Origin of the sequence: Phenylobacterium sp. (assembly GCF_041920015.1) — a bacterium.
In the GTDB taxonomy this organism is placed as follows: domain Bacteria; phylum Pseudomonadota; class Alphaproteobacteria; order Caulobacterales; family Caulobacteraceae; genus Phenylobacterium.
The window spans coordinates 1-22868 of sequence record NZ_JAYRST010000049.1; the positions used below are offsets into that span (position 1 = coordinate 1).

Annotated in this window: 21 protein-coding genes; 10 read left to right on the plus strand and 11 right to left on the minus strand. The window is 67.6% G+C overall.

Annotated elements, in window-relative coordinates; translation table 11 throughout:
* Positions 1-1009: MFS transporter (locus ACE3TL_RS11215; protein ID WP_374578772.1), on the minus strand; the 1009-nt coding region annotated here is incomplete at its 3' end.
* Positions 1010-1157: 148 nt separating this feature from the next.
* Positions 1158-2228 (minus strand): beta-N-acetylglucosaminidase domain-containing protein, encoded by a 1071-nt coding sequence (locus ACE3TL_RS11220; protein ID WP_374578773.1) that lies wholly within the window; start codon positions 2226-2228, stop codon positions 1158-1160.
* 137 nt (positions 2229-2365) lie between these two features.
* Here ACE3TL_RS11220 and ACE3TL_RS11225 point away from each other — a divergent pair, with 137 nt between their 5' ends.
* Positions 2366-2572 carry a DUF3126 family protein gene (locus ACE3TL_RS11225; protein WP_374578792.1) on the plus strand — a complete coding sequence of 69 codons (207 nt, stop codon included), beginning with the start codon at positions 2366-2368 and terminating at the stop codon, positions 2570-2572.
* A gap of 161 nt (positions 2573-2733) precedes the next feature.
* On the opposite strand, the gene ACE3TL_RS11230 is transcribed toward ACE3TL_RS11225, so the two are convergent.
* Entirely contained in the window at positions 2734-3501 is a 768-nt protein-coding gene (locus ACE3TL_RS11230) for a PhoH family protein (RefSeq protein ID WP_374578774.1), read from the minus strand.
* Between the two features lie 321 nt (positions 3502-3822).
* Here ACE3TL_RS11230 and ACE3TL_RS11235 point away from each other — a divergent pair, with 321 nt between their 5' ends.
* The 3 genes from ACE3TL_RS11235 (at position 3823) to ACE3TL_RS11245 (ending at position 5910) form a co-directional block, all read left to right on the plus strand.
* Positions 3823-4353, plus strand: a complete 531-nt coding sequence (locus ACE3TL_RS11235; protein WP_374578775.1) for a gamma carbonic anhydrase family protein — start codon at positions 3823-3825, stop codon at positions 4351-4353.
* Positions 4354-4412: 59 nt separating this feature from the next.
* On the plus strand, positions 4413-5195 hold the full coding sequence (locus tag ACE3TL_RS11240; RefSeq protein WP_374578776.1) for an enoyl-CoA hydratase-related protein: 783 nt from the start codon (positions 4413-4415) through the stop codon (positions 5193-5195).
* 82 nt (positions 5196-5277) lie between these two features.
* A complete protein-coding gene (locus ACE3TL_RS11245) occupies positions 5278-5910 on the plus strand; it encodes a PEPxxWA-CTERM sorting domain-containing protein (RefSeq protein ID WP_374578777.1) in 633 nt (210 codons plus the stop codon).
* A 20-nt stretch (positions 5911-5930) separates the two neighbouring features.
* On the opposite strand, the gene ACE3TL_RS11250 is transcribed toward ACE3TL_RS11245, so the two are convergent.
* Both ACE3TL_RS11250 and ACE3TL_RS11255 read right to left on the minus strand, forming a co-directional pair.
* Positions 5931-7037 carry a right-handed parallel beta-helix repeat-containing protein gene (locus tag ACE3TL_RS11250; protein ID WP_374578778.1) on the minus strand — a complete coding sequence of 369 codons (1107 nt, stop codon included), beginning with the start codon at positions 7035-7037 and terminating at the stop codon, positions 5931-5933.
* Between the two features lie 356 nt (positions 7038-7393).
* On the minus strand, positions 7394-9034 hold the full coding sequence (locus ACE3TL_RS11255) for an ATP-binding protein (protein ID WP_374578779.1): 1641 nt from the start codon (positions 9032-9034) through the stop codon (positions 7394-7396).
* Between the two features lie 398 nt (positions 9035-9432).
* Here ACE3TL_RS11255 and ACE3TL_RS11260 point away from each other — a divergent pair, with 398 nt between their 5' ends.
* The 3 genes from ACE3TL_RS11260 to ACE3TL_RS11270 all read left to right on the plus strand — a co-directional run bounded on the left by ACE3TL_RS11260 (position 9433) and on the right by ACE3TL_RS11270 (position 13035).
* Positions 9433-11091, plus strand: a complete 1659-nt coding sequence (locus tag ACE3TL_RS11260) for a choline dehydrogenase (RefSeq protein WP_374578780.1) — start codon at positions 9433-9435, stop codon at positions 11089-11091.
* 362 nt (positions 11092-11453) lie between these two features.
* On the plus strand, positions 11454-12401 hold the full coding sequence (locus tag ACE3TL_RS11265) for an aldo/keto reductase (protein WP_374578781.1): 948 nt from the start codon (positions 11454-11456) through the stop codon (positions 12399-12401).
* 37 nt (positions 12402-12438) lie between these two features.
* Positions 12439-13035 (plus strand): TetR/AcrR family transcriptional regulator, encoded by a 597-nt coding sequence (locus tag ACE3TL_RS11270; RefSeq protein WP_374578782.1) that lies wholly within the window; start codon positions 12439-12441, stop codon positions 13033-13035.
* A gap of 134 nt (positions 13036-13169) precedes the next feature.
* Here ACE3TL_RS11270 and ACE3TL_RS11275 read toward each other — a convergent pair whose 3' ends face one another.
* Entirely contained in the window at positions 13170-13715 is a 546-nt protein-coding gene (locus ACE3TL_RS11275; RefSeq protein WP_374578783.1) for a PAS domain-containing protein, read from the minus strand.
* Positions 13716-13896: 181 nt separating this feature from the next.
* On the opposite strand from ACE3TL_RS11275, the gene ACE3TL_RS11280 reads away from it, so the two are divergent.
* Positions 13897-14757 (plus strand): hypothetical protein, encoded by an 861-nt coding sequence (locus ACE3TL_RS11280; RefSeq protein WP_374578784.1) that lies wholly within the window; start codon positions 13897-13899, stop codon positions 14755-14757.
* Between the two features lie 203 nt (positions 14758-14960).
* Here ACE3TL_RS11280 and ACE3TL_RS11285 read toward each other — a convergent pair whose 3' ends face one another.
* The 4 genes from ACE3TL_RS11285 to hfaA all read right to left on the minus strand — a co-directional run bounded on the left by ACE3TL_RS11285 (position 14961) and on the right by hfaA (position 20528).
* Positions 14961-17843, minus strand: a complete 2883-nt coding sequence (locus tag ACE3TL_RS11285; protein WP_374578785.1) for a M16 family metallopeptidase — start codon at positions 17841-17843, stop codon at positions 14961-14963.
* A gap of 91 nt (positions 17844-17934) precedes the next feature.
* Positions 17935-19170: a holdfast anchor protein HfaD gene (gene hfaD, locus ACE3TL_RS11290; RefSeq protein ID WP_374578786.1), complete on the minus strand. Its 1236-nt coding sequence runs from the start codon at positions 19168-19170 to the stop codon at positions 17935-17937.
* Positions 19100-20104: a holdfast anchoring protein HfaB gene (gene hfaB / locus ACE3TL_RS11295; protein ID WP_374578787.1), complete on the minus strand. Its 1005-nt coding sequence runs from the start codon at positions 20102-20104 to the stop codon at positions 19100-19102. Before hfaB ends, hfaD begins: the two co-directional genes overlap by 71 nt.
* Positions 20094-20528, minus strand: coding sequence for a holdfast anchoring protein HfaA (gene hfaA, locus ACE3TL_RS11300; RefSeq protein WP_374578788.1), 435 nt, complete (start codon positions 20526-20528; stop codon positions 20094-20096). The genes hfaB and hfaA overlap by 11 nt, the downstream gene beginning before the upstream one ends.
* Before the next feature lie 161 nt (positions 20529-20689).
* Here hfaA and ACE3TL_RS11305 point away from each other — a divergent pair, with 161 nt between their 5' ends.
* Positions 20690-21328 carry a rhomboid family intramembrane serine protease gene (locus ACE3TL_RS11305; protein ID WP_374578789.1) on the plus strand — a complete coding sequence of 213 codons (639 nt, stop codon included), beginning with the start codon at positions 20690-20692 and terminating at the stop codon, positions 21326-21328.
* 94 nt (positions 21329-21422) lie between these two features.
* Complete coding sequence (locus tag ACE3TL_RS11310) at positions 21423-21851, plus strand: CBS domain-containing protein (RefSeq protein WP_374578790.1); 429 nt, start codon at positions 21423-21425, stop codon at positions 21849-21851.
* 185 nt (positions 21852-22036) lie between these two features.
* Here the strand turns inward: ACE3TL_RS11310 and ACE3TL_RS11315 are convergent, their stop codons facing one another.
* Positions 22037-22474: an Rrf2 family transcriptional regulator gene (locus ACE3TL_RS11315; protein WP_374578791.1), complete on the minus strand. Its 438-nt coding sequence runs from the start codon at positions 22472-22474 to the stop codon at positions 22037-22039.
* Between the last annotated feature and the right edge of the window lie 394 nt (positions 22475-22868).

A 22868-nucleotide genomic window follows, 5' to 3' on the forward strand; every position in this document is an offset into this window, starting at 1 on the left:
CCCCGCCGACGTCCCAGCCGCCTTCCGCGGCGATGTGGAAGCGCAGCGGGCAGGGCGAGCGCTTCGAGAGGTTGTAGACGGCGGTCATCATGGTCGGGGTGTAGAGCGCCACCACCACCGCGCCCGCCGCATTGGCCAGGATCGCCGTGGCCGGGTGCCGATAGGCCCAGGCCCGCGCCAGGATCGTCGCGGCCATCACCCCGCAGGCCAGCCAGACCGCGCGCCGCCCATGCCCGGCGTCGATGAAGCGCCCCAGCACCAGGCCGCTGACCGCGCCGACGACAGCCGCCAGCGCCATGGCGCCGCCAAAGGCGGTGAAGCTCTCCTTCAGGGACATGAACAGCGCGATCTGCCAGACGAAGACGTAGCCCATGGCCGTCCAGCCGTCGGCCAGGAACAGCAGCATCCCCGGGATGGCGGCCTTCAGCGCGTCGGGCGCCTCCTGCGCGACCCGGACGTTGGGCGTCCACAGCAGGGGCGCGGCCGACAGCATCAGCACGACGCAGGTGGCGCCGAAGGCGAACCGGGGGCCCAGCGTGACCAGCGCCCAGCCGGTCAGCAGCGGCGCGGCGACGCCGACCATGGCCGAGGCCGCCTCGCGCACGCTGATCTGGTGGCCGCGGTGCTCGGCGTCGCCCAGCGAGGCGAAATAGGCGTGGTAGGCGGTCCAGTAGAAGGTGTCGCCCACCGAGGAGACCGCGCAGAGCAGGAACAGCGGCCAGCCGACGCCCTGCACCTCGGCCAGGATCGGATACTGCAGGGCGGTGACGATCGTGCCGGCGATGACCAGCGGCTTCAGGCCGAAACGCCGCCCCAGCGGCAGGATCGCCGGACGGATCACGAAACGGCCCATCAGGATCGCGGCCATGGCGGTCAGCACGCCATGCGCCGGAACGCCGGCCTTGAGCAGGAACGCGGCGAAGAACGCGCCGCCGCCGCTGAGCGCCAGGGCGTGGACGCCGTAGTGCAGGTTCAGCAGATTGACGGTGGTGTTGCGGAAGAACGCCATGCGGCGGCTCCTTGGCAGGAACGATCCCACGCGCCGGGGCGCGGCGCGGTCGAAGGCGACGATCGGGAGGCTCAGCCGGCCACTGGAGGGGTCTTTCGGTCTTTCCGCATGCTTGCGGACGCCAGCCTAGGCGCGCGCGGGACCCGGCTCAAGTCGCTTCGATCTCGGCCAGACTGATGTCGTAGGCGCCGTCCAGCCAGTCGAGGATCTCCCGCGCCGCCGGATGGTCGAAGCGTTCGTAGCGCGCCCGCATCCGGCTCACGTTCTCTTGCGTCAGCCGATCGCGGCCGAAGCCCTGGAACTGGGTCGTGTTGCGCAGCACCGCCTGGGCCAGGTCCTCGCCCAGCACCTCGCGCGCCGCCCGCAGGAACGCCTGGCCGTACTCGTAGTCCTCGCCGCGCATATAGCTCTCGGCCAGGGTGATGGCCGGAATCTGCGAGAGCGTCGGCTGCAGGGCCGGGTTCACCGCATGGGCGGCGACGTGCGGCGCGATGGCCGCGGGCCGGCCCGTGAAGCCCCGCACATGCAGGAACGGCGACATCAGCGGCCCGTCGTTGACCGGATAGTTGTCCCACAGGAACGGCTTGCGCCGCAGTTGGCGCTCGACGCGGCGCAGGTGCCCCGGGCTGAACTCGCGCGAGCAGACCTCCTCGCCGGTCCAGAAGACTTCGATGGCCGGGTCGAGCAGGGCGCCGAGGTCTTCCAGGTAGTTGTCGGGACGCTGGCCGAACACCCGGTCGAGGATGGGATCGTCGGTATAGTAGGAGGGGCAGACGATGACGCGCGTGGCGCTGGCGCGCTCGGCGATCCAGTGAACGATCCGCGCCTGGCTGGCGGCCAGATCGGGCAGGTCGCCGCGCATGTCGTCGAACAGGATGGCCAGGTCGTCGAGGCCCAGGCCGTCCAGTTCGGCCAACTTGGCGGCCAGCGCCGTCTGGGTCTGCTTGCCGAAATCGCGATAGATCTCGTAGGGGCTGAGGCCGACGCCGAAGCGGACGCCGCGGTTGCGGCAGAAGGCCGAGAAGGCGCGCAGTTCCGCGGCGGTCTCGGGCGGATGGGCTTCCTGCCAGCGGCGGCGCAGGAAGGGATCGTTCTTCGGCGCATAGAGGAAGAAGCCGTAGCCGTGCGGCGCCAGGCGATCGACGACGCCGCGCCGCGCCTCCCACGACCAAGGCTTGCCGTAATAGCCCTCGATGACGCCCAAGGCGATGTCGGCCATGCGCTGCTCCCGATCTCTTCCGTCCCCGAGACTAGCGGGCGCGGCGGCCGCGTCCCCAGCTTTTTCCGACGCGGCGCTTTGCGGCGCGCGCCAAAACGCCTAGGTTCGCGCCGAAATCGACGAAGGAGCCCAGCGTGCTGGACGAAAAGACTATCCGCCGCCTCGAAGGTCACCTGCGGGGCACCTTCGCCAACGCGCGGATCACGCTGGCGCCGCGGCCCAAGCAAAAGGATTCGGCCGAGGTCTATATCGGCGAGGAATTCATCGGCGTGGTCTTCGAGGACGAAGACGGCGACGGCTCCTTCATGTTTGAAATGGCGATCCTGGCCGAAGACCTGCCGTAGGCGGATAGCCGGCGGCTTGCGATCGCATCCCGCCGGCGCCGTTGACAACGTCCTGCCGACGATTCGGAAGGTCGGCGACGCTGGCCGCCGGTCGTTCCGCTGAAACGAAGGAAGCCCCGGCCATCGGCCGGGGCTTCTCGCGTTCTGGCCCTAAGCGGCCCTCAGAGCACTCCGAGCATTTCGGCCACCAGCGGGTGGCGGACGATGTCGGCGTCCTGCAGGCGGATGACGGCGATGTTGGAGACCGCCTCGAACTTCTCGGCGACGAGGCCGAGGCCCGACAGCTCGGGCAGCAGGTCCGACTGGGCCGGGTCGCCGGTCACCACCATGGTCGAGTGCCAGCCAAGCCGGGTCAGCAGCATCTTGAGCTGGCCGTAGGTGCAGTTCTGCGCCTCGTCGATCACCACGAAGGCGTTGTTGAGGGTGCGGCCGCGCATGAAGCCGACGGGCGCGATCTCGATGGCGCCTTCCTGCATCAGCGCGCGGACCCGCTTCATCGACAGCCGGTCGGAGAGCGCGTCGTAGAGCGGGCGCAGATAGGGCGCCAGCTTGTCCTCCATCTCGCCCGGCAGGAAGCCGATGGATTCGCCGGCCTCGACCGCCGGGCGCGAGAGCACGATTCGCCCGACGCGGCCGGCCTCCAGCGCCTCCACCGCCTTGGCGATGGCCAGGTAGGTCTTGCCGGTGCCGGCCGGCCCCAGCGCCATGACGAGATTCTTGGCGTCGATGGCGTCCATCAGCGCCTGCTGGCCTGGGGACCTGGCTTTTATGGTCTTCAGATATCCCTGGTCGCGGTCGTCGTTGGTGTGATGGGGCAGCGGAGACCAGGCGCGTTCCACCGGCAGGCGCCGAATCTTGGCGTCGTCGTCGAACTGGGCGGCGTCGAACGCGCCTTCGCGCAGTTGTCGCTTCAGAGCTCGCTTGGTCATCTAGGCCTCCATAGGGGCAAGAAAAAAGGGCGAGGCCGAAACGGCCCGCCCTCGAGGATGGATCGGAATTGTATTGGAACGGCGACGTCGCACGCTGCGGCCCGGAGGCCCGCCTTCGCTCGATGATCCGGGCGGGCAACCCCGCCGTAGCAGACGCGACACCTTGTACCCCGCCCAAAAAACGCAGGCCGCGAACCGAACGCCGACTCGCGGCGAGATGCGCGAAGGCTGTCGCCCTCTCGAATCGCATCACTAGAATGATGCTAACTTGGTTGACGAATTATTAAATGCCGCGGCGAGTGCAATAAACGAGGTGTACGGATGAGTGTCTATAACTTGGGCGATGTGGCTCCGGATCTGCCTTCCGAGGACGAATACTGGATTGCGCCTAACGCTGCAGTTGTGGGGCGGGTGATTCTCAAGAAGAACGCTTCGGTGTGGTTTGGTGCGACACTTCGTGGCGACAACGACCCGATCACCGTGGGCGAGAACTCGAACGTCCAGGACGGCAGCGTCCTGCACACCGACACCGGCTATCCGCTGACCATCGGATCCAATGTCACGGTCGGGCATATGGTCATGCTGCACGGCTGCACGATCGGCGACGGCTCGTTGATCGGGATCGGCTCGGTCGTGCTGAACGGGGCCAAGATCGGCCGCAACTGCCTGATCGGGGCCAACTGCCTGATCACCGAAGGCAAGGAAATCCCTGACAATTCGCTGGTCATGGGCGCGCCGGGCAAGGTGGTGCGCGAGCTTTCGGAAGACCAGGCGCGGGCGATGAGCGCCGGGGCGATGCACTACGTCCAGAACTGGAAACGCTATCGCGCGGGCCTGCGCCCGACCGCTTGACGGACGTGGCGGCGCCCCGGCGAGCCTGGGCGCCGGAAAAGCAGCAGGGAGGGCCGCCGATGGCCTACGAGTTCATCCGCGTCGACCGCGAGGGGCCGGTCACCATCTTCACCCTCAACCGCCCGGAGGTGATGAACGCCCTGCATTCGCCGGCCCATTTCGAGCTGCACGAGGCCTTCGACGCCTTCGCCGCCGACCCCGACCAGTGGGTCGGCGTCGTGACCGGGGCCGGGGACCGGGCGTTCTCGGCCGGCAACGACCTGAAGCACCAGGCGGGCGGCGGCAAGATGGGCAGCCCGCCCTCGGGCTTCGCGGGTCTGACCTCGCGCTTCGACCTGACCAAGCCGCTGATCGCGGCGGTCAACGGCGTGGCCATGGGCGGCGGCTTCGAGATCGCCCTGGCCTGCGACCTGATCATCGCTTCGGAAAAAGCCACCTTCGCCCTGCCGGAGCCGCGGGTCGGGCTGGCGGCCCTGGCCGGCGGCCTGCACCGCCTGCCGCGGATGATCGGCCAGAAGCAGGCCCTGGGCATGATCCTGACCGGCCGCCGGGTCTCGGCCGCTGAAGGCCAAGCGCTTGGATTCGTGAACGAAGTCGTGGCGCCGGAAGAGCTGATGGCGGCCGCCAAGCGCTGGGCCGCGCAGATCTGCGAGCTGTCGCCGATGTCGATCCGCGCCTCGAAGGAGGCGGTCTACAAGGGCCTGGACGAGCCGACCCTGGAGGCGGCGATCAAGGGCCAGGCCCGCTATCCGGCCGTGGCCGCGCTCTTCAAGTCCGAGGACTTCGTCGAGGGCCCGATGGCCTTCGCCCAAAAGCGCGCGCCCAACTGGAAGGGGCGTTAGGGCCTAACCATGGGGCGGTTGCGTCGAGAAGATTGACTGTGCCGGGCGAGCACGGAAAGTTACTCAAATAGGGAGGCTTGAGATGAAGCTACTGATGTGGTGCGCAGTCTTTGCCGGGGGCGTGGTATCGTTGCTGGCGATGCCGGCGCTTGCAGCTCAAGTCGTCGATCTCTCGCTTTCAGCACCTGGCGCTGACGGCGAGGTCTATGTTTCGGGGACGTTTGACTGGCCGCCGGAAGGGCGTCGCGCGACCGCTAAACTGACGTTCAGCGGTTTCGATGTCATCGACGCCGTCTTTAGTGGTTATGTCGAAGAGCGGAAGACTTGGTGGGATGACGATGTGGGCGGTATCTGGGGGAACGAATACCTGATGGCCTATGATTGCGACCTCAGTAGCGGTTGTGTGACCTCTGCGGGTGGCGATCTGATGTCCGCCGTCCTAAGCACGCCACGTGGTTTCGATCGTCCCTGCGGACCGACGACGTCGGGTGACTGCAGTTCACACTATTTTCCGCAGTGGGGGAGCTTCGATGGAACCTTCCGCGTCAAGAATTTTGACGGTCCTTATTCGGTAACGCTGACAATTGGCGACTTCTCAGCAGTTCCCGAGGCGGCGACATGGGTGTCGATGATTATTGGCTTTGGGCTGATCGGGGGAGCTGTGCGACAAACCCGCCGTTCGCGACAGTCCGCCAATGCCCCACATCTTGCATAGAGAGTTCCATCCCGGCCTGACTAAGGGGCGGGGGCAGTGGCGAGCGACTGGCGCCAGAGTTTCAGCGCCTTGACGCCTTTATCTTCTGCCGCGGGTTGGGTGGCGTTTTTCTGTTCTTTGACGCGAGATTGGACGCCGAGGCGTATGTAGTGCTGAGCGACATTGTCGCTGATGTCGCCATCTTCGATATTTTCGGTTCGTATCCAAGACTTCATATCGGGATAGCCAAGGACCTTGTTGTGCGAAATGATGACGTTCTTTCCGCCGTCAACCGTTATGCCGTTATAAAGTCCGCCTAGGACGATGTTGTCTCTGATCGTGACGTTATGAAATGGCAATTGATCGTGGGTATCTCTAAGGAAGATGCCCTGTACTTTTCTGCCACTTCCTCGAACAATGCTGTTTCGGGCAATAGTGATGTTCTGGGCGGTGGTGGTTGTGTTGGTGGTCCACAACTGGATTCCATCGGGATGGTCGCCCGGTGCGGGGTAGAAGTCGGTGAAGTGATTGTCGCTGATTACGAGATTTGAAACCCCGCCACCACGCACGCCATCGGTCACCAAGTCGTGGAAATTATTGCCGGATACTTCGACGTTGTCGTTGTCGAGCAGGGAGAGCCCGAACACCAGGTCGGAAAATTCCGAGTTGCGCACGGAGATGGCCCTACTGCCCCGAACAAGAAGGCCACCGATCTTCTGCCGCGACTCCACTCCCTTGGGTCCGATGAATTTTATGCTGCGAAAACGAATTTCGCTGGAGTTGGAAACCCTGAACTGGTTCGGCAGGCCGCTTTGAGCCTGAAATGTCAGGTCGCTGAAGATGAGCCCTCTCGAGGCTTCTACGTACAGATCGTTGAGCGTACCGGGACCGCGTATAGTAACAGGCTTGTCGAACGCGCGATTCTTGATGGTGATATTGGCGTAGACGCCGGGAGCCGTTTCGATGACGTCGCCGGCCCTGGCTCCACGCAAAGCCGTTGCTAGCTCATCCGAATTGCTAACGCGCGTCAGACCTGAAACATCGCGGCCTGCCGCAGCGGCCAACGTGGTGGAGCCAATGCCTTGGAAGCCCGCCAAGGCGACGATGGCGACAATAGCCGCCGTTGAGCAAAGAAGAGCTATCCGCATAGCCCCAACATAACATCAGGCAGGGGCGCGGGGCGATCCACATTCAGCGGAGTTGTCACGTGCCGATAGGCCAACCTGCCGATCGGGGCGTTGGTTCTGGCGGGGCGGGCTGCTGGCGGCCGGTCGCTGGGGCGGTGACGTCTTCATCAACCTGCCTGGGCGTTGGCTTGGGGCGCCCGCGACGATCAGGCGGCGGCGAGGGGCGGGGCAAGTCTAAGGGTTTGCGAGTGCAGAGCCGGTCGGCGAGGGGCAAGTCGAGTTGAGTATTGGCCTTTTCGGCAGCGTTTGCAGATCGGCAGGTAAAACGGCCGGGGTTGCAGTTTGGCGCCGATGGGCGGGCCGTCCCGGGCCGCCCGTTAGGCCAGCGGCAGGTCGAAGATGGCGGTGGCGCCGGCGCCGGGGTTGCTTTCCAGGCGCAGGACGCCGCCGTGCATGGCGACCAGTTCGCCCGACAACATGAGGCCCAGGCCCCAGCCGCGCCGGCGCGTCTCCTCGCCCTGGACCTGGGCGTAGGGGCGGCCGAGCTGGGGCAGGTCTTCGGGTGCGATGCCGGGGCCGTTGTCGCTGACCTGGATGACCAGGCGGTCCTGGTCGACACGGCCCGAAATCTCCACGACGCCGCCGGGCGGAGAGAACTTCACGGCGTTGGAGAGCAGGTTGATCAGCACCTGCTTGATCGCGCGGGGGTCGGCGTGGACCTCTGGCCAGTCGCCGGGCGCGACGATCAGGCTGACGCTGCCGTCGACGGCCAGGCCGCGGACCAGGCGCAGCGACTGTTCCACGAACTTGCGGCTGGAGGCGCTGGCCAGGCTGAGCTCGAACTTGCCGGCCTCGACGCGGGCGGTGTCGAGCAGGTCGCTGACCAAGTCGTTGAGGTGGGAACCGGCCATTTCGATGGTCTGGGCGTAGTCGAGATATTTGGGGTGGCCGACCGGCCCTAGGCTCTGCTTGGCCATCATGCCGGAGAAGCCGACGACGGCGGTCAGGGGCGAGCGCAGTTCGTGCGCCATGGTGGCGAGCAGCAGGGTGCGGGCGGCCATCGCCTCTTCGGCCGCCTTGCGGGCGGCCTGGGCCTGGGCCAGCAGCTCGTTGCGCTCGGCCATGGCGCTGGCGACCGCGATGGGGGCGAGGGCGACCAGCATCACCCCGAGCCGCAGCGACAGGAGGTCGAGGCTGCTGAGGTGGTTCATGCCCTGGGTGGTGATCGACAGGGCCACCAGGGTCGAGATCGCGAACGAGAGGGTCAGGACCGACGAGGCGGCCAGCCCGTAGGTGAGGGCGCACCACAGCAGGCTGGGAACGGGAAAGGCCAGGGCGCCCGGGCCGCCGACGATCGGCACCATGGCCAGGCAGGCCAGGTAGCTGAGCAGGGGGGCGGTGTCGCCCAGGCGGGGCGGGCTGGCGCGCAGCCTCTCCAGCCTCCGGCGCACGGCTGCGGGGCCGGGGAAGGTCAGGACGATGGGGAGGATGACGATATAGTTGGCGAGTTCGGCCGCCAGCCAGACGAAGAAGCCGTGGGCAAGGCCGCCGTGGAACAGGAAGACGGTGGTCATGGCGCCGAGCAGGCTGGTCAGCAGCGAGGCGGCCAGGATGATCAGCATCACCGCGACCAGCGAGGCGGGCCGCTGGAGCAGCCGGTCGCGGGGCGTCAGCCGCATCGACAGCACATAGCCAAGGCCGATGCCGCCGAGATTGCAGATCGACAGCATCGCCGACTTGTTCCAGCTGCTGCCGGTCAGGACGTCGGCGGCGACGAGGGCGAGCGCGGCGGCGATCCAGCCGCCGGCCTTGGCCAGCCGGGGGTGGCGGATCAGCAGGCCGAGCAGGACCGCGTTGGCGGGCCAGAACGCGCTGAGGTCGCCGGACGGCCGCAGGAAGATCCCGATGAGGGCCGCGGCGGCGGCCGCGCCGCCGACGACGAGGGCGGCGGCCAGTTCGGCGCGCAGGGACCGGCCATCCCCTCCCGAGCCGGCGGCGGCCATCTGATCGGCGCTCATCTGAGACATTCGGACCCGAAGGGAGACTACGGCCGCCAGATTGTCATGGCCGACCACAATTCGCCTACCCGCGAAATGATCGCATCGGCAAGGCGTCCTTTGCGATCGAATCGGATTTCGGCCAGGACTCGTTGAATTCAGAGATTTTTTCGCTGGAGGCGGCATCTGCCGAGGTGGGCGATGCTCTTGGAGCGTGACGGTTTCAAGTGGAAGCCGGCTGACGCGCCCGTCACGCGCCAAACTTTTGAAGATAGGACCTTTTGATCCGGTCCAGGTGTTTCCGCCCGAACCGGAAAGGGTCTGGGGCGCGGCGAAAAATGCGCGATCCGCCGCCTTGTTTCCGCGCCGAGCTTGAGTAGGGTTGCGCCTAACTTAACAGTGTTCAGGGACGGAACGCCATGGATCGCTACGACTACGTCATCATCGGCGCGGGGTCCGCAGGATGCGTGCTCGCCAACCGGCTGACGGAGGATCCGAACGTGAAAGTCCTGCTGCTGGAGGCGGGCGGCAAGGACAACTCCATCCTGGTGAAGATGCCGGCCGGGGTCGGCTCGCTGATCGGCAAGGCCGGGACGTACAACTGGGGCTTCTGGACGGACGCCGAGCCGAACCTGGAGGACCGCAAGCTGTGGTGGCCGCGCGGCAAGGGCTGGGGCGGCTCGTCCTCGATCAACGGCATGATCTATATCCGCGGCCACGCCCGCGACTACGACCAGTGGCGCCAGATGGGGCTGCAGGGCTGGTCGTACCGGGACGTGCTGCCCTATTTCAAGCGCTCGGAAAGCCTGGAAGGCGGCGGCGACGCCTGGCACGGCGGGCAGGGGCCGCTGAAGGTCTCCAAGGCCTCCACCCCGAACCCGATCTTTTCGGCGACGGTCGAGGCCGGGCGCCAGGCCGGCTTCAAGGTGACCAGCGATTTCAACGGCTTCCAGCAGGAAGGTTGGGGGCCGTACCAGCTGACCATCCATGACGGCCAGCGCTGGAGCGCGGCGCGCGGCTATCTGCACCCGGCGCTGTCGCGCGCGAACCTGACCTGCATCACCGGCGCGCGGACCAGCAGGATCGTCATCGAGGGCGGCCGGGCGGTCGGGGTCGAGTACATCGACGCCAAGAGCGGCCAGAAGAGCGTCGTGCACGCCGACAAGGAGGTGCTGCTGAGCGCCGGAGCGGTGCAGTCGCCGCAGATCCTGCTGCTGTCGGGGATCGGCGACCCCGAGGAGTTGGCGAAGTTCGGCATTCCGGTGGTGAAGGCGCTGAAGGGCGTCGGCGCCAACCTGCAGGACCATCTGGACGTCTGCATGTCGTGGGAGTGCCCGCAGCCGATCACCGCCCACTCGCTGCGCAAGGGGCTGATCAAGACCCTGGCCATCGGCATGAACTACGCCTTCTTCGGCAAGGGGCTGGGCCGCCAGCAGTTCCTGGAATCGGGCGCGTTCCTGAAGTCGCGGCCAGACCTCGACCGCCCCGACCTGCAGGTGCACACGGTCGCGGCGATCATGCAGGACCACGGCAAGGTGGCGGTGCCGAAGGACGGCTTCACCTTCCACATCTGCCAGCTGCGGCCCGAGAGCCGCGGGCGGATCGGGCTGCGGTCGGCCAATCCGCTGGACGATCCGGCGATCCTGGCCAACTACCTGGCGACCGAGGAAGACCGCCGCGCCCTGCGCGAGGGCGTGAAGATGATGCGCAGGGTGGCCGAGCAGTCGGCGCTGGACCCCTATCGGACGCAGGAGCTGTTCCCCGGCAAGGACGTTGCGAGCGACGAGCAGATCGACGCGTGGATCCGCAAGCACGCCGAGACGATCTATCACCCGGTCGGCACCTGCAAGATGGGCGCGGACGGCGACGAGATGGCGGTGGTCGACGGCGAGCTGAAGGTCCGCGGGATCGAAGGCCTGCGGGTCGTCGACGCCTCGGTCATGCCGACCCTGGTCGGCGGCAACACCAACGCCCCGACCATCATGATCGCCGAGAAGATCTCGGACGTGATCCGCGGCCGCGCCGCGCTCGCGCCCGAGGATGCGCCGGTCTACGAGGATGGGGCGAAGGCGGCTTAGGGAAGGCGATTTGCTCGCCTCCGGGGACGACTATCGCCTATGGAATAGGACGGCTTTCCTTCTCCCTTGCGGGAGAAGGTGGCAGGCGAAGCCCGACGGATGAGGGGCATGGCCCCGACGCCCTCCAGATGGGAACCACGAACCACACGAACCACACGAACATGACAGCGCCGGCCCGTTGGTGTGGTTCGTGTGGTTCGTGGTCTATCAAAAGCGGCTCGCGCCGCCCCCTCATCCGACCCCGCCAGGGGAGAAGGATCAGATCGGGGCCGTGTGTGATCTACCTTTCCCAGGAGGGGAGGGATTTGAAGTGAGACGTTCTTTTTTCCAATTCGTTCTGATGCTTATTCATGGAGGCGACGATGGAGCTGCGTAGGCTGGGCAAGTCCGATCTGAAGGTTGCGCCACTGGTGCTTGGCGGCAACGTGTTCGGGTGGACGGCGGACGAGGGGGCGTCGTTCGCCATTCTCGACGCCTTCGTGGACGGCGGCTTCAACATGGTCGACACGGCCGACGTCTATGCGCGCTGGACGCCGGCCGGCGGCGGGGCGTCGGAGACGGTGATCGGCAAGTGGCTGGCTCAAGGGAACAAGCGCGACAAGGTGGTGCTGGCCACCAAGTTCGGCGCGGAAATGGGCGAGGGCATGAAGGGCCTCTCGGCCAAGTACATGGTCGAAGCCGTCGAGGCCTCGCTGAAGCGGCTGCAGACCGACCATATCGACCTCTATCAGTCGCACCGCGATGATCCCGACACCCCGCAGGAGGAAACCGCCGAGGCGTTCGAGGCGCTGGTGAAGGCCGGCAAGGTGCGGGCCATCGGGTCGTCGAACTTCACGCCCGAGCGGTTGGAATCGGCGCTGGCGGTCAGCCAGGCGAAGGGGCTGGCGCGCTACAACAGCGAGCAACCGCAGTACAATCTCTATGACCGCGCCGGGTTCGAGGCCGAGCTGCAGCAGGTCTGCATCGAGAACGAGGTCGGGGTGATCCCTTATTACGGCCTGGCCTCGGGCTTCCTGACCGGCAAGTACCGCACCGAGGCCGACCTGGACAAAAGCCCGCGCGGCCGTGGGGTGAAGCGGATGATGGATGCGCGCGGCATGCGCATCCTGGCGGCGCTGGACCAGGTGTCGACGGCCAAGGGCGCGACGCCGGCGCAGATCGCCCTGGCCTGGGTGATGGCCCAGCCGGGCCTGACCGGGCCGATCGCCTCGGCCACCAGCACGGCCCAGCTCGAGGAGCTGATGGGATCGGCCCGGCTGACCCTGTCGCCGGAGGATCTCGCGGCGCTGGACGCCGCGTCCGCCGCCTGACGTTGTTGGAAACGACCGGTCGTGCTAAAAGCGGCGCATGAGAAAAGGCGCCGCTACACGTGAGGCCATTGTCGGCCGGGCCTTGGAGCAGGCCGTCGCGCTCGGGCTGGAAGGCCTGTCGCTCGGCCCGCTGGCCGACAGCCTGGAGCTGTCGAAGAGTGGGCTGTTCGCGCACTTCAAGTCGAAGGAAGCGCTGCAACTGGCCGTGCTGGAGGAAGCCATCGAGCGCTTCCGCCTGCGGGTGATCGAACCCAGCCTGGCGCAGGCGCGTGGGCGGCCGCGGATGGAGGCGCTGGTGCGGCGCTGGTTCGACTGGGTCGAGGGCGAGCCGGACATGCGCGGCTGCATCTTCGCGGTGACCGCCCAGGAGTTCGACGATCGCCCGCCCGGCGCGGTGCGCAACCGCCTGGTCGAGTCGCAGAGCGCCTGGCACGACACCTTGGCCCGCGTGGCCGCAGACCTGCCCAGGGGCGGGCCGGCGCCGGCCGACTATTGCCGGCAACTGGTGTTCGAACTGGTGGGAGTCAGCCTGGCCTTCCAGCAGCAGGCCCAGCTCTTTCGGGCGGCCAATGCGCGGGTGCGGGCCGAAGAGGCGATCAGCCGGCTGCTCGATGACGCCGAAGAGGCGCTCTGACAGCGGCGGCTGAGCGCCGTCCTAGAGCCCTTTAGGGTTTGGTGGAATCACCAAACCCGTTGAAAAGGGCTCTAAATCAAGCCTGTAGAGCGCGTTCGGGCGGGCGAACCGCTTACACTTCGCCCTAACGCGCTCTAGGCGACGCGCCGGCCGTCGAGCGTAGCCAGGCGCAGGCGGTGGGTTTCCTCGTTGGCCGGACCGACGCCGTGAATGGCCCGGACGTGCAGTTCGGCGACCGCCGCATCCTCAAGGCGCGAGACCAGCGACAGCGGCTGATAGAGTCCGAGGAAGCGCTCCGGCGACCCGGCGCGCGCGGCGAGGGGGGCGAGGAACAGCTCCAGATCGAGGGCTGATTCGCCTGTGACGGCGGTGATTTCCGCGACGATCGGTTCGGGGCGGCGACGGGCGGTCTCCAGGGCGGTCTGGAGGTCGAATCGGCCGCGTTCGGCGACCATGGCCATGAAGTTCACCCCGCGCAGGTCGCGGCGATGCAGGTCGCAGACCAGGCCGCCGGCGAGCCGGACAGGATAGACCCCCGCCGCGCCGCGGCCGAGCATCAGCGCCTGGGGCGCAAGGCGTGCGAATTCCGTGGGATCTATGGCCGCGCGGGCGGGCGCGCCGGCCAGGCCGCTCTTGCCGCGCCAGTAGTCGATCATGTGCTGCGTGTTCGAGTGAAACATCGCAAGACCTCCGGGACGGCCGAGGGCGACCGCATGGGGCTTGCAGAAAGATCGGCGCCAGGACGGGTCTGTGCCGGATCGGGACGTCCGAGGCTCAGACAATCTTAAAACCCATAAGCTTTACTGCCCTCAACGATGCGCCGCCCTGCGCGGCAGGCTGGCCTATGGAGGGCCGACCCGAATGACGCGTACGACCCTGAAGGGCCTGCTGGTCGGGCTTGGACTGGCGATGGCGGCCAGCGCCGCGCCGAGCGTGGCGGCGGCCCAGTGCTGCGCGCCGCCCGAGCCGCCGCCGGTGTGCTGCGAGCCGCCGACGCCGCCCTGCTGCACGCCGCCGCCTCCGCCTCCGCCGCCTCCCCCGCCGCCGTGCTGCACGCCGACGACGCCGAGCGTGAACGTCAATGTCTCCAACGTGAACATCGCGGTCGCCGGGGCCGCGGCCGGAGCGCGGGCCGGCGCCGGAGCCGGGGCGGGCGCGACCGTCTACTATGGCGGCGGTGGTTATGGCGGCGGCTATTCGCCGCCGATCTCGACCGGCGTCGTCCAGCTCAATGTCGACGCCCGGCGAATGAAGAAGGTGGCCTATGAGGCCAGCCGCATGCGCACGCGCAAGGTGGTCATCCAGGCGGTCTGCGTCGATGCGCGGCAGATTCCGCACCCGGCCTCGCAGGTGCGCCCCGACCGCGAGATCGATGCGGCCTATGAGGGGGAACTCTATCGCTGCATCGCCGGAACCCGGCTGCAGGCGACCATCGCCGACTTCGACGGCAGGATCGACTTTTCCGGCGGCAAGACCTTGGCCTGCGGCAAGGACGACGCGCTCTATCACGGCCGCGACGGCAAGGTGGAATGCCGCCGCCAGGCGCCGGCCCGCGACTGCAACGAACGCTCGCTGCTGCGCCGGTTCGGCGCGGGGGTGAAGATCCTGACCCTGACCGAGGTCGAGCGCTACACCGCCTATCGCGAGGAAGAAGAGCGCAGCGCCGAAGCGGTCGCGACCAGCATGAGCCTGGACGGCGGCGTCGGCGGGTACGTTTATTAAGGCGCTTTGGCTTTAGGGCGCTCTCCAAGTCCCACGGGAGCCTGCTCCGACGAGACAGCGCCTTAAGCGACGGGGTCGCTGATACGGGCGAGGCCCCCCGACTGCCGTTCCAGTCCCGCGACGGAGCCGCGGGTTCGCAAGGTGAAGTTAGACCCCGAACGCGCCGACGCGACCATATGACCCTATGCCGCGCCGGCCGGGGGTTATTTGCCCGCTTCGGGGCGGATTTCGAGCATCCACATGTTGTCGTCGCGCAGGACGGCCTGGGCGGCGCGGCGCACGTCTTGCGCGGTGACGCGCTCGGTGCCGGAGATCAGGGCGCGGGTGGCGTCCAGGCGGCGCGGATCGGACTGGGCACCGGAGAGCTCGTTCAGCCAGTAGCCGTTGGTCTCGCGGGCTTTGGCGATCTGCTCCAGGCGCGGTTTCTTGGCGCGGGCCAGTTCGTCGGCGCTGATCTCCTTGTCTCGGAGGTCGGCGGCGATCTTCTTCACGTCGGTGAAGAAGGCGGGCAGGCCGGCAGGGGGAATCTCGACGCTGGCCGAGACATAGCCCCAGGCGGGCCAGACCAGGCTGTGGTTGTAGACGACGCTGGGCGAGTAGGTCGCGCCCTGGCCTTCGCGCAGTTCCTCGATGAGCCGCAGTTCCAGCACCTCGCCCATCACGGCGGTGTCGCGGGCGCGCTGGGGGTTGGCGAAGAAGTCGTTGGTGCGCCAGGCGATGTAGCCGATCGACTGGTCGGCGCGGCCCTTGTGGGTGAGGACCAGCGGCGTGGCGTTGGCGGCGGGGAAGCCGACCTCCCGCTGGGCGGCAGGGATCTCGGTCTCGGCGCGGACGGGCAGGGCGCCGAAGGTGCGGGCCACCGCATCGATCGCCTTTTCGACGGTGGTGTCGCCGACGATCACCACCTCGATCGGGCCCTTGGAGAGGGCCGGCTCGATGGCGGTCCTGAAGTCCTCCAGTTTGGCGCTGGCGATCTGCTCGCGCGAAGGGAAGACCCAGCGCTGGTCGCCGGGGTGCATCAGGCTGGCGAGATCCCGTGAGAGGACGCCCGAATCGGTGGCCTCGTACTGGTCGTGCGCCGTGCGCCGCGCGCCCTGCAGGCGCTTGAAGGCCTCGGGCCGCCAGCCCGGCTCGGCGACATAGGCGGTCAGCACCTGGAGCTGGGTGTCCAGGTCTTCGGGGCGCGTGGAGCCGGTGAAGACGAAGGCGTCGTCGGCGATGCCGAACTGGGCGCCGTAGACGCGGCTGGCGAGCACGCGCTCCATGTCCTCGGCGCTGATCTGCTTGAGGCCGCCTTCGACATAGGCCGCCGACTGCCAGTTGACGTTCTGGCCGCTCTTGGCGAGGTCGAGGCGCCCGTCGCCGACATTCACCCGCACGAGGATCTCGTCGTCCTTGAAGCGGGTCGGCTTGACCGTCAGGCGCACGCCGTTGTCGAAGCGCACGAAGGTCGTGTCGAAGTCGGGCGCATCCTTGGTCTCGACCACCTTTCCGGCGCCGCCGAACGAGGTGTAGGGCCAGGTGGCCTCGGCGGCCGCGGACGGCTCGGAGACGGCGACCTTGCGCGAGGCCTCCAGCGCCGACAGCAGGGCCGCTTCGCCGCCCTCGATGGGCTTGGGAGAGGCGACGAACAGCAGCGGCCCTTCGCCCTTGAAGGCGGCGCGAAGGGCGGCGGAGACCTGTTCAGGCTTCAGCGCCTTCACCGTCTCCTCGAAGAGGGCGAGGTCCTGGGCCGGATCGGTCACGACTTCGCGCTCGCCCAGCGAGGCGACGATCTCGCCGGCGAGCCGGGCGGGAGTGCGGGTGGCCGCGCCGGCGGCGTCGGCCTTCAGGCTGGCGCGATACTCGACGATCTCGCGGTCGAGTTCGTCCTGGCGGACGCCGTACTGGACGGCGCGGCGCTGCTCCTGCTCGACGGCCTCGATCGCTTGGCGCCAGCGCCCGGGCTCGGCGTTCACCACGGCCAGCATGGTCTCGGCGGCGTCGTACTCGTTGGTCTTGAAGACCCCGGCGCCGAGGAACGGCGGCTCGGCGCCGCGGGCCAGGCGCTGCATCCGGCGATTGACGACCGAGAAGCCAAGTTGCTCGATCAGGTCCTGCTTGCGTTTGGCGACGGTGTCGGGCTGCAGGTCCGGGGCGCGGACCCAGGCAAGCTGCATCGAGAGCGGCGCCCCCGGCTCCACCACCAGCCTGGCTTCGGGCTTGCGCTGTTCGACTGTCCCCAGGGCGGGCGGCGGCCCGGCCGGACCGACCGGCGTCCAGTCGCCGAACCTGGCCTTGATCTTGGCTTCCATGGCGTCGAGGTCGAAGTCGCCGACAACGACGACGGCCGCCTGCTCGGGCCGATAGTAGCGATTGTAGAAGTCCGTGAATTCGCCGGCCTGGGCGGTCTGCAGCACCTCCACCTTGCCGATGGGATAGCGGGTCGGCGGCCGCTGGCCCTTCAGGAAGAAGTCCAGCCGTTCCTTGTAGACGCGGTAGGGCGGGGTGTCGCGGGCGCGCTCCTCCGACAGCACCACGCCCCGCTCGCGATCGATGGCGCCCTGGTCGAGGGTCAGGTTCCCGGCCGCCTCGCGCATCAGCATCAGGGCGGTGTCGACGGTCTCGTCATCGGTGCGCGGCAGGTCGAGCTTGTAGATGGTCTCGTTGAAATTGGTCGAGGCGTTGGTGTCGGCGCCGAAGGCCAGGCCCAGGCGCTCGAGAATCTTGACCATCTCGCCTTCGGGCACCGCCTTGGAGCCGTTGAAGGCCATGTGCTCGAGGAAGTGGGCGAGGCCTTGCTGGGCGTCGGTCTCCATCAGCGAGCCGGCGCCGATGCGCATGCGCACGGCCGCCTGGCCCGGCGGGATCGACTGCTTGCGGATCGCATAGCGCATGCCATTCGGCAGGGCGCCGAAACGGATGGACGGGTCGGGCGCGACGTCGGAATGCGCCTGGGCCCACTCGCCGGGCTTAAGGAGCTGGGCGACCGCCGGGGCGGGCGTTTCCTTGCCGAAGCCGAGCTTGGGCAGGGAAAGGCTGGTGGCGGTGACGGGGATGGCCAGGGCGATGGCGAGCGCGGAGGCCGCGCTGAAAAAACGTCGCATCAAAAGGGCAGGGTCCAGGATCGCTTAATCTGCGCACCATGCGCAGGCCAGCGTGGCCTTCGCAAGGCGCGGTTGCGGCGCTCTGCGGCGCCTATTGGCCGGAAGGACGGCTGACGTAGTAGGTGGCCGAATTGCCGACGGCCGAGGCCACGCCGCGCACCGAGCGCCCCGACTGCACGTTGACGACGCTCTGGGCGCCGACATCGGTGTTGTTCACCTGGCCGTTGCTGATGTCGATCCGGCCTTGGCAATCGGCGCAGGCGTAGCCTGTGACCTCGTTGCCGTAGGCCGTCGCGCTGGCCTGAGCGTCATAGCCCTCGGTTCCGTCGAAACGGGCCAGGGCCTCGACCCCGTCGCCGCCGTTGGTCTGATAGGTGTCGAGCAGCAGTTCTCCGCCGATGTCGCCGGCGACGATGGCGGCCCCGACGCCATAGGCCGAGACGCTGGCCGCGCCGTACTGGTAGGCGGCCGACGACGCCTGGGCGCGGACATAGGCCTGGTTGGCCTGCCGGCCGGTGACATCGAGCAGCGAACCCTCGTTGACGGCGTTGATGCTGGCGCCGGCGGCCGTGGCGCCGGTGGTCGCCTGCTGGACGTTGCCGAAAGCGGTGAATTGCGCGGCCTGGGTGAGCGGGCCGGTGTTGTTCTGGTCGGAGATCATCCGGGCGGCCGAGCCGTTCGTTCCGGTCAGGGCGACGTCGGCGCCGGCGCTGACGGCGGTGAAGCTGGCCGCGCCGGGGACGTAGCCATAGACGCCGCCGCCATCGGAGGTGACGCTCGCGGCGTTGGACTGGCTGGTGCGCACCCCGGCCGAGCCGTACTGGAGGCCGACGACCTGGCTCGCGCCGCTGGCCTGCACCTGGCTGGCGACCGCGCCGGTCTGGGCGTCGGGCGCCTCCACATGGCTGTGGGCTGTGACGGAGGTCGGGCCGGTCGCCTGGGTGTAGACCCCGGTCATGGTCGCGCCATAGACGTTGGCATAGCCGTAGGCGCCGGCGGCCTTGGTCGTCAGGGTCGTGGTCTGGCCGGAATTGACGGAGACGTTCAGGCGGGTGTCGGCGACGACCTGGCCCTGGGTCTCCTGATAGGAGCGCATGTCGCCGTCGTTGCGGTCGAGCGTGGCGGTGAAGGCGGCGCCGCTGGCGTTCGAGCCGCCATCGGTGAAGTCGCTGACCTCGACCACGTTCAAGGTCTGCTGGCTGAAGACGTCGCCGAGCTGGACCTGCTCGTTGAGGACCGCGCTGGGCGGGGTCTGGCTAGTAGCGGCCCCGCACGGCAGAATCGCGACGAGCGTTCCAGCGAGAAGGATCTGCGCGCGTCTGACCATTGTTCGTACCCAGGTTGTTGTACGCCGGCACATAGCCGCCGGTGAGGCCCACCGTGCCGGCGCCCAGGGGATCGGAGGCCAGGCAGGATTGCGGGCCGGGCATGCCGTAGAGGTTGGCCGTCATCTCGACCACGGCGCGCTCCACCAGGCTGCGGACGGCGAGCTGCATCGGTTCCAGCGCCCCGGCGCCGGCCGAGATGTCGAACACGTTGCCGTTGAGGAAGTCGAAGAAGCCGGCCCCGACCTCGCGGCCGATCACCTGCTTCTGGTAGGAGATGACGTCCACCACCTCGAGCGTGCGGGTGTTGATGAGGCGAAGGTCGAGGCCGATGTTCATGACGAACAGGCGGCCGCGGAACGAGCCCTTCGGGTCCTTGGCGTCTACGTCGCCGGCGGCGACGTCGAAGCCCGACGAGCGGATGTTGTAGTTGAGCTCGGTGATCCCGCCGGCGACGTAGAAGTCCGAACCGGGCACCTGGCCGGCCAGGATGCGCCGATAGTCGGCCGCCTGGTTCGGGGCCGGATTGGGCGTGTCGGAGATCAGTTTGTTGTTGGCGTACTTCAATTCCAGTTCGGAAACCGAGGTGTCGAAGCGTTCGACCAGCGGCATGCCCGCCTTGGCGAAGGCCGACATGGCCATCAGCGAGGCGCCCTGGGTGATCTTGCGGCCCGAGCCGTCGGATTCGGACTTGCCCGTGTAGTCGGCGATGCGGCCGATGGCGATGCGCGGAGCGACCAGGCGGGTGTTGCGCGCAAAGCCGGCCATGCAGACCAAGGCGTCGGAATAGGGCGTGGGGTTGGCGGTGACCGGCGCGGTGCCGATGCTGCGCGCATAATTGCCGCTGGGCCCGGCGACGGGCGTCGCGCAGGCCGACAGGGAAAGAGCTGTCGCCGCCAGCAGGGCGACGGTGCGGGCGAGCCTGCTATTGACCATTGGGAGCGACGCCTCCGTTCAGGTTCGTCCCGGCCGAGACATTGCCATTGTTGATCTGGTTCGAATTGACGATGACCGTGTTGTAGGAACCTTGGGTCACCACCACGAGGCTGTTGCCGATGGCGCTTGCGCTCCCGCCCAGGGAGCCGACGCCCGAATAGGATTCGCCCGCCCCCGAGCCGAAGGCGAAGGTCGACTGGTCCTCGCCGCTTTGGATGATCCCGTCGACGATGACGCGGTTGCCGTTGGCGTCGCGGGTCGAGATCTCCACGGGATGGTTTTCCGAACCGGCGCGGCGGCCGTAGCCGGCGTTGAAATCCGCGGAATTGGCCCGCATGGTCTGGCCGTGGGCCGCGGCGGGCAAGGCGCAGGCGCCGGCGGCCAGGGCGCACCAGATCCGTGCGGCGAATGAAGCTGCGGCCATGACGGTTCCTGGGAATCCCACCCCGAAGTTTGACGACGGCGCCGCCGGACATTGCACAAGGGCCGGCCGAGCCTGCATGTATCTAGCGGCGAGACCCTCGCGATTTGGTTAAGAGCGATCATCCAAACGAACGCTGGTCTTGCGAGTTCTGGAGAAGCGATTTGAACGACGAGTCCCGGCAGCCGATCTTCAATGCGCCCTGGCCGGCGGTGGCCGTCACCCTGGTGATCGTGGTCGGTTACTTCCTCCAGACGCTTGCGCCGCAGGGCCTGCTGCTGCGGGCGTTCGCCTTTTCGCCGGCGGCGCTGGGCGACGGCCGCTGGCCGACCCTGTTCACGGCGATCTTCCTGCATGGAAGCTGGGCGCACGCCTTGATGAACGCCGGCGCGGCCCTGGCGTTCGGCACGCCGGTGGCCCGCTATTTCGGCCTGGGGCCGCGCGGGGTGCTGGTGTTCGTGGTCTTCTACCTGCTGTGCGGAGGGCTCGCGAGCCTGGGCTATGGCCTTTCCAACCCGCAGAGCACGGCGCTGATGGTCGGTGCCTCGGGGGCGGTTTCGGGCCTGGTGGGCGGGGCGACCCGGCTGATGGGCGGCCATGGCAGGCCCGGCCCCTTCCTGCATCCAACGGTCATCAGCATGTCGATCGGCTGGATCGCGGTGAACCTGCTGCTGGCGGTGGTGGGGTTCGCGCCAGGGCTCGGCAATGCGGGGGTGGCCTGGGAGGCGCACATCTTCGGCTATGTAGCCGGCCTGCTGCTGGTCGGGCTGTTCGGGCGCGCGGCGCGCCCGGCGACGGTCTGACCGCTTCGCGCGAAGTCTGACGTTTTCGCGAGAACATTGATTTCAAACACAGTCTGAGCGACGCTTTCTCCTAGCTGACAGGGAGAACGTCGCGATGCTGGTGTCTCAAATCCTCAAGGCCAAGGGCGATCTGGTGTTTACGGTCGGCCCGGCGGAGACGGTGGGCGCAGCCTGCGCGCTCCTGCATTCGCGGCGGGTCGGGGCCATGGTGGTGCTCGACAACGACCGGGTGGTGGGCATCGTTTCCGAACGCGACCTCGTCCGCGCCCTGGCGGAGGAGGGGGCCGGGGCGCTCTCCAAGCCGGTGACCTCCTTCATGACCCATGACGTGATCTTCGCCGACCCGACGGAGAGCATCGACTTCCTGCTGACCCGCATGACCGACCGGCGCGTGCGCCACCTGCCCGTGTGCGTGGATGAGCGGCTGGTGGGCATCGTGTCGATCGGTGACCTGGTGAAGTGGAAGATCAGCGAGGTCGAGGCCGAGGCCGATACCTTGAAGGCCTATATCGCCACCGGCTGAACGCGCGGCTGCGCTGGGCGGCCGACAGAGGTTCTCTTCTTGTTCTTGATCCCAGCGTGGTTGTGAGAGGCTGTCGGCTCATTGTGACGCTGGAGTTGAGCGTGAGTGGAGACGGCCGACCGCGGCGCGCCGATTGTCCTGCATGGCTCGAAGCGCATTAAGCTAGGCGCGAAGAGGGGAGCGATCTAGAGACCGCCGAACACCTCGGCGCCGCCGGAGTTCGCCGCGTCGGCCAGGCTGTAGCCTTCGAGCACCTCGGAGGTGGCGTCGCGCGCCCGGAGCAAGGCTTCGCGCAGGGCGCAGGTGGCCAGGTCGGGGCAGTCGTCGCACTTGCGGAACGACAGGCGGCTGACGCAGGGCGCCAGGGCCAGCGGGCCGTCGATGACCCGGATGACCTCGGCGAAACTGATCTCCAGAGGCGGGCGGGCCAGGGTGTAGCCGCCGAACTTGCCGCGACGGCTGACGACGATGCGGTTGCGGGCGAGCTCCAGCAGGATCGCCTCCAGGAACTTGCGCGGCGCATCGGCCCGGATAGCCAGTTCGCCGGACGTCACCTGTTCGCCCTCGACACGCGCGAGTTCGACCAGGGCGCGGAGGGCGTAGCGGGCCTTTTGCGACAGCATGGTTTGTCTCCAGTCCGGTTCCTTTAATGACGCGAGGGGGCTTTCCACAAGATATGCCGCGCCGGCGTGCGGGGCTGGGGAGAGCCCGTTTCGGAGGAACTTCACCGAAGTGTCATGCGCGCTGTTGACTCCCCCGGGCGGGGGGCCTAGACAGCCGCCTCCTCGGACGGGTCGCCGCCGGGACGAACTTGAAGCAGTCCTTTGGAACGCTTGGGTTTGCTGGCGGCGAACTGGCTGAGGGGCGACCCGATTTTCGCAAGGTTTCCGGTTCTTCCGGCGTCTGGCGTGAAAAGGCTTTAAGAAGCTGGGTTGACTGAGTTTTGGTGGTTTACTAGATAGCCGCCTCCCTGACGGGCCGATGATTTGGTTTTGTTGGGGTATGTCGACGGTTCTG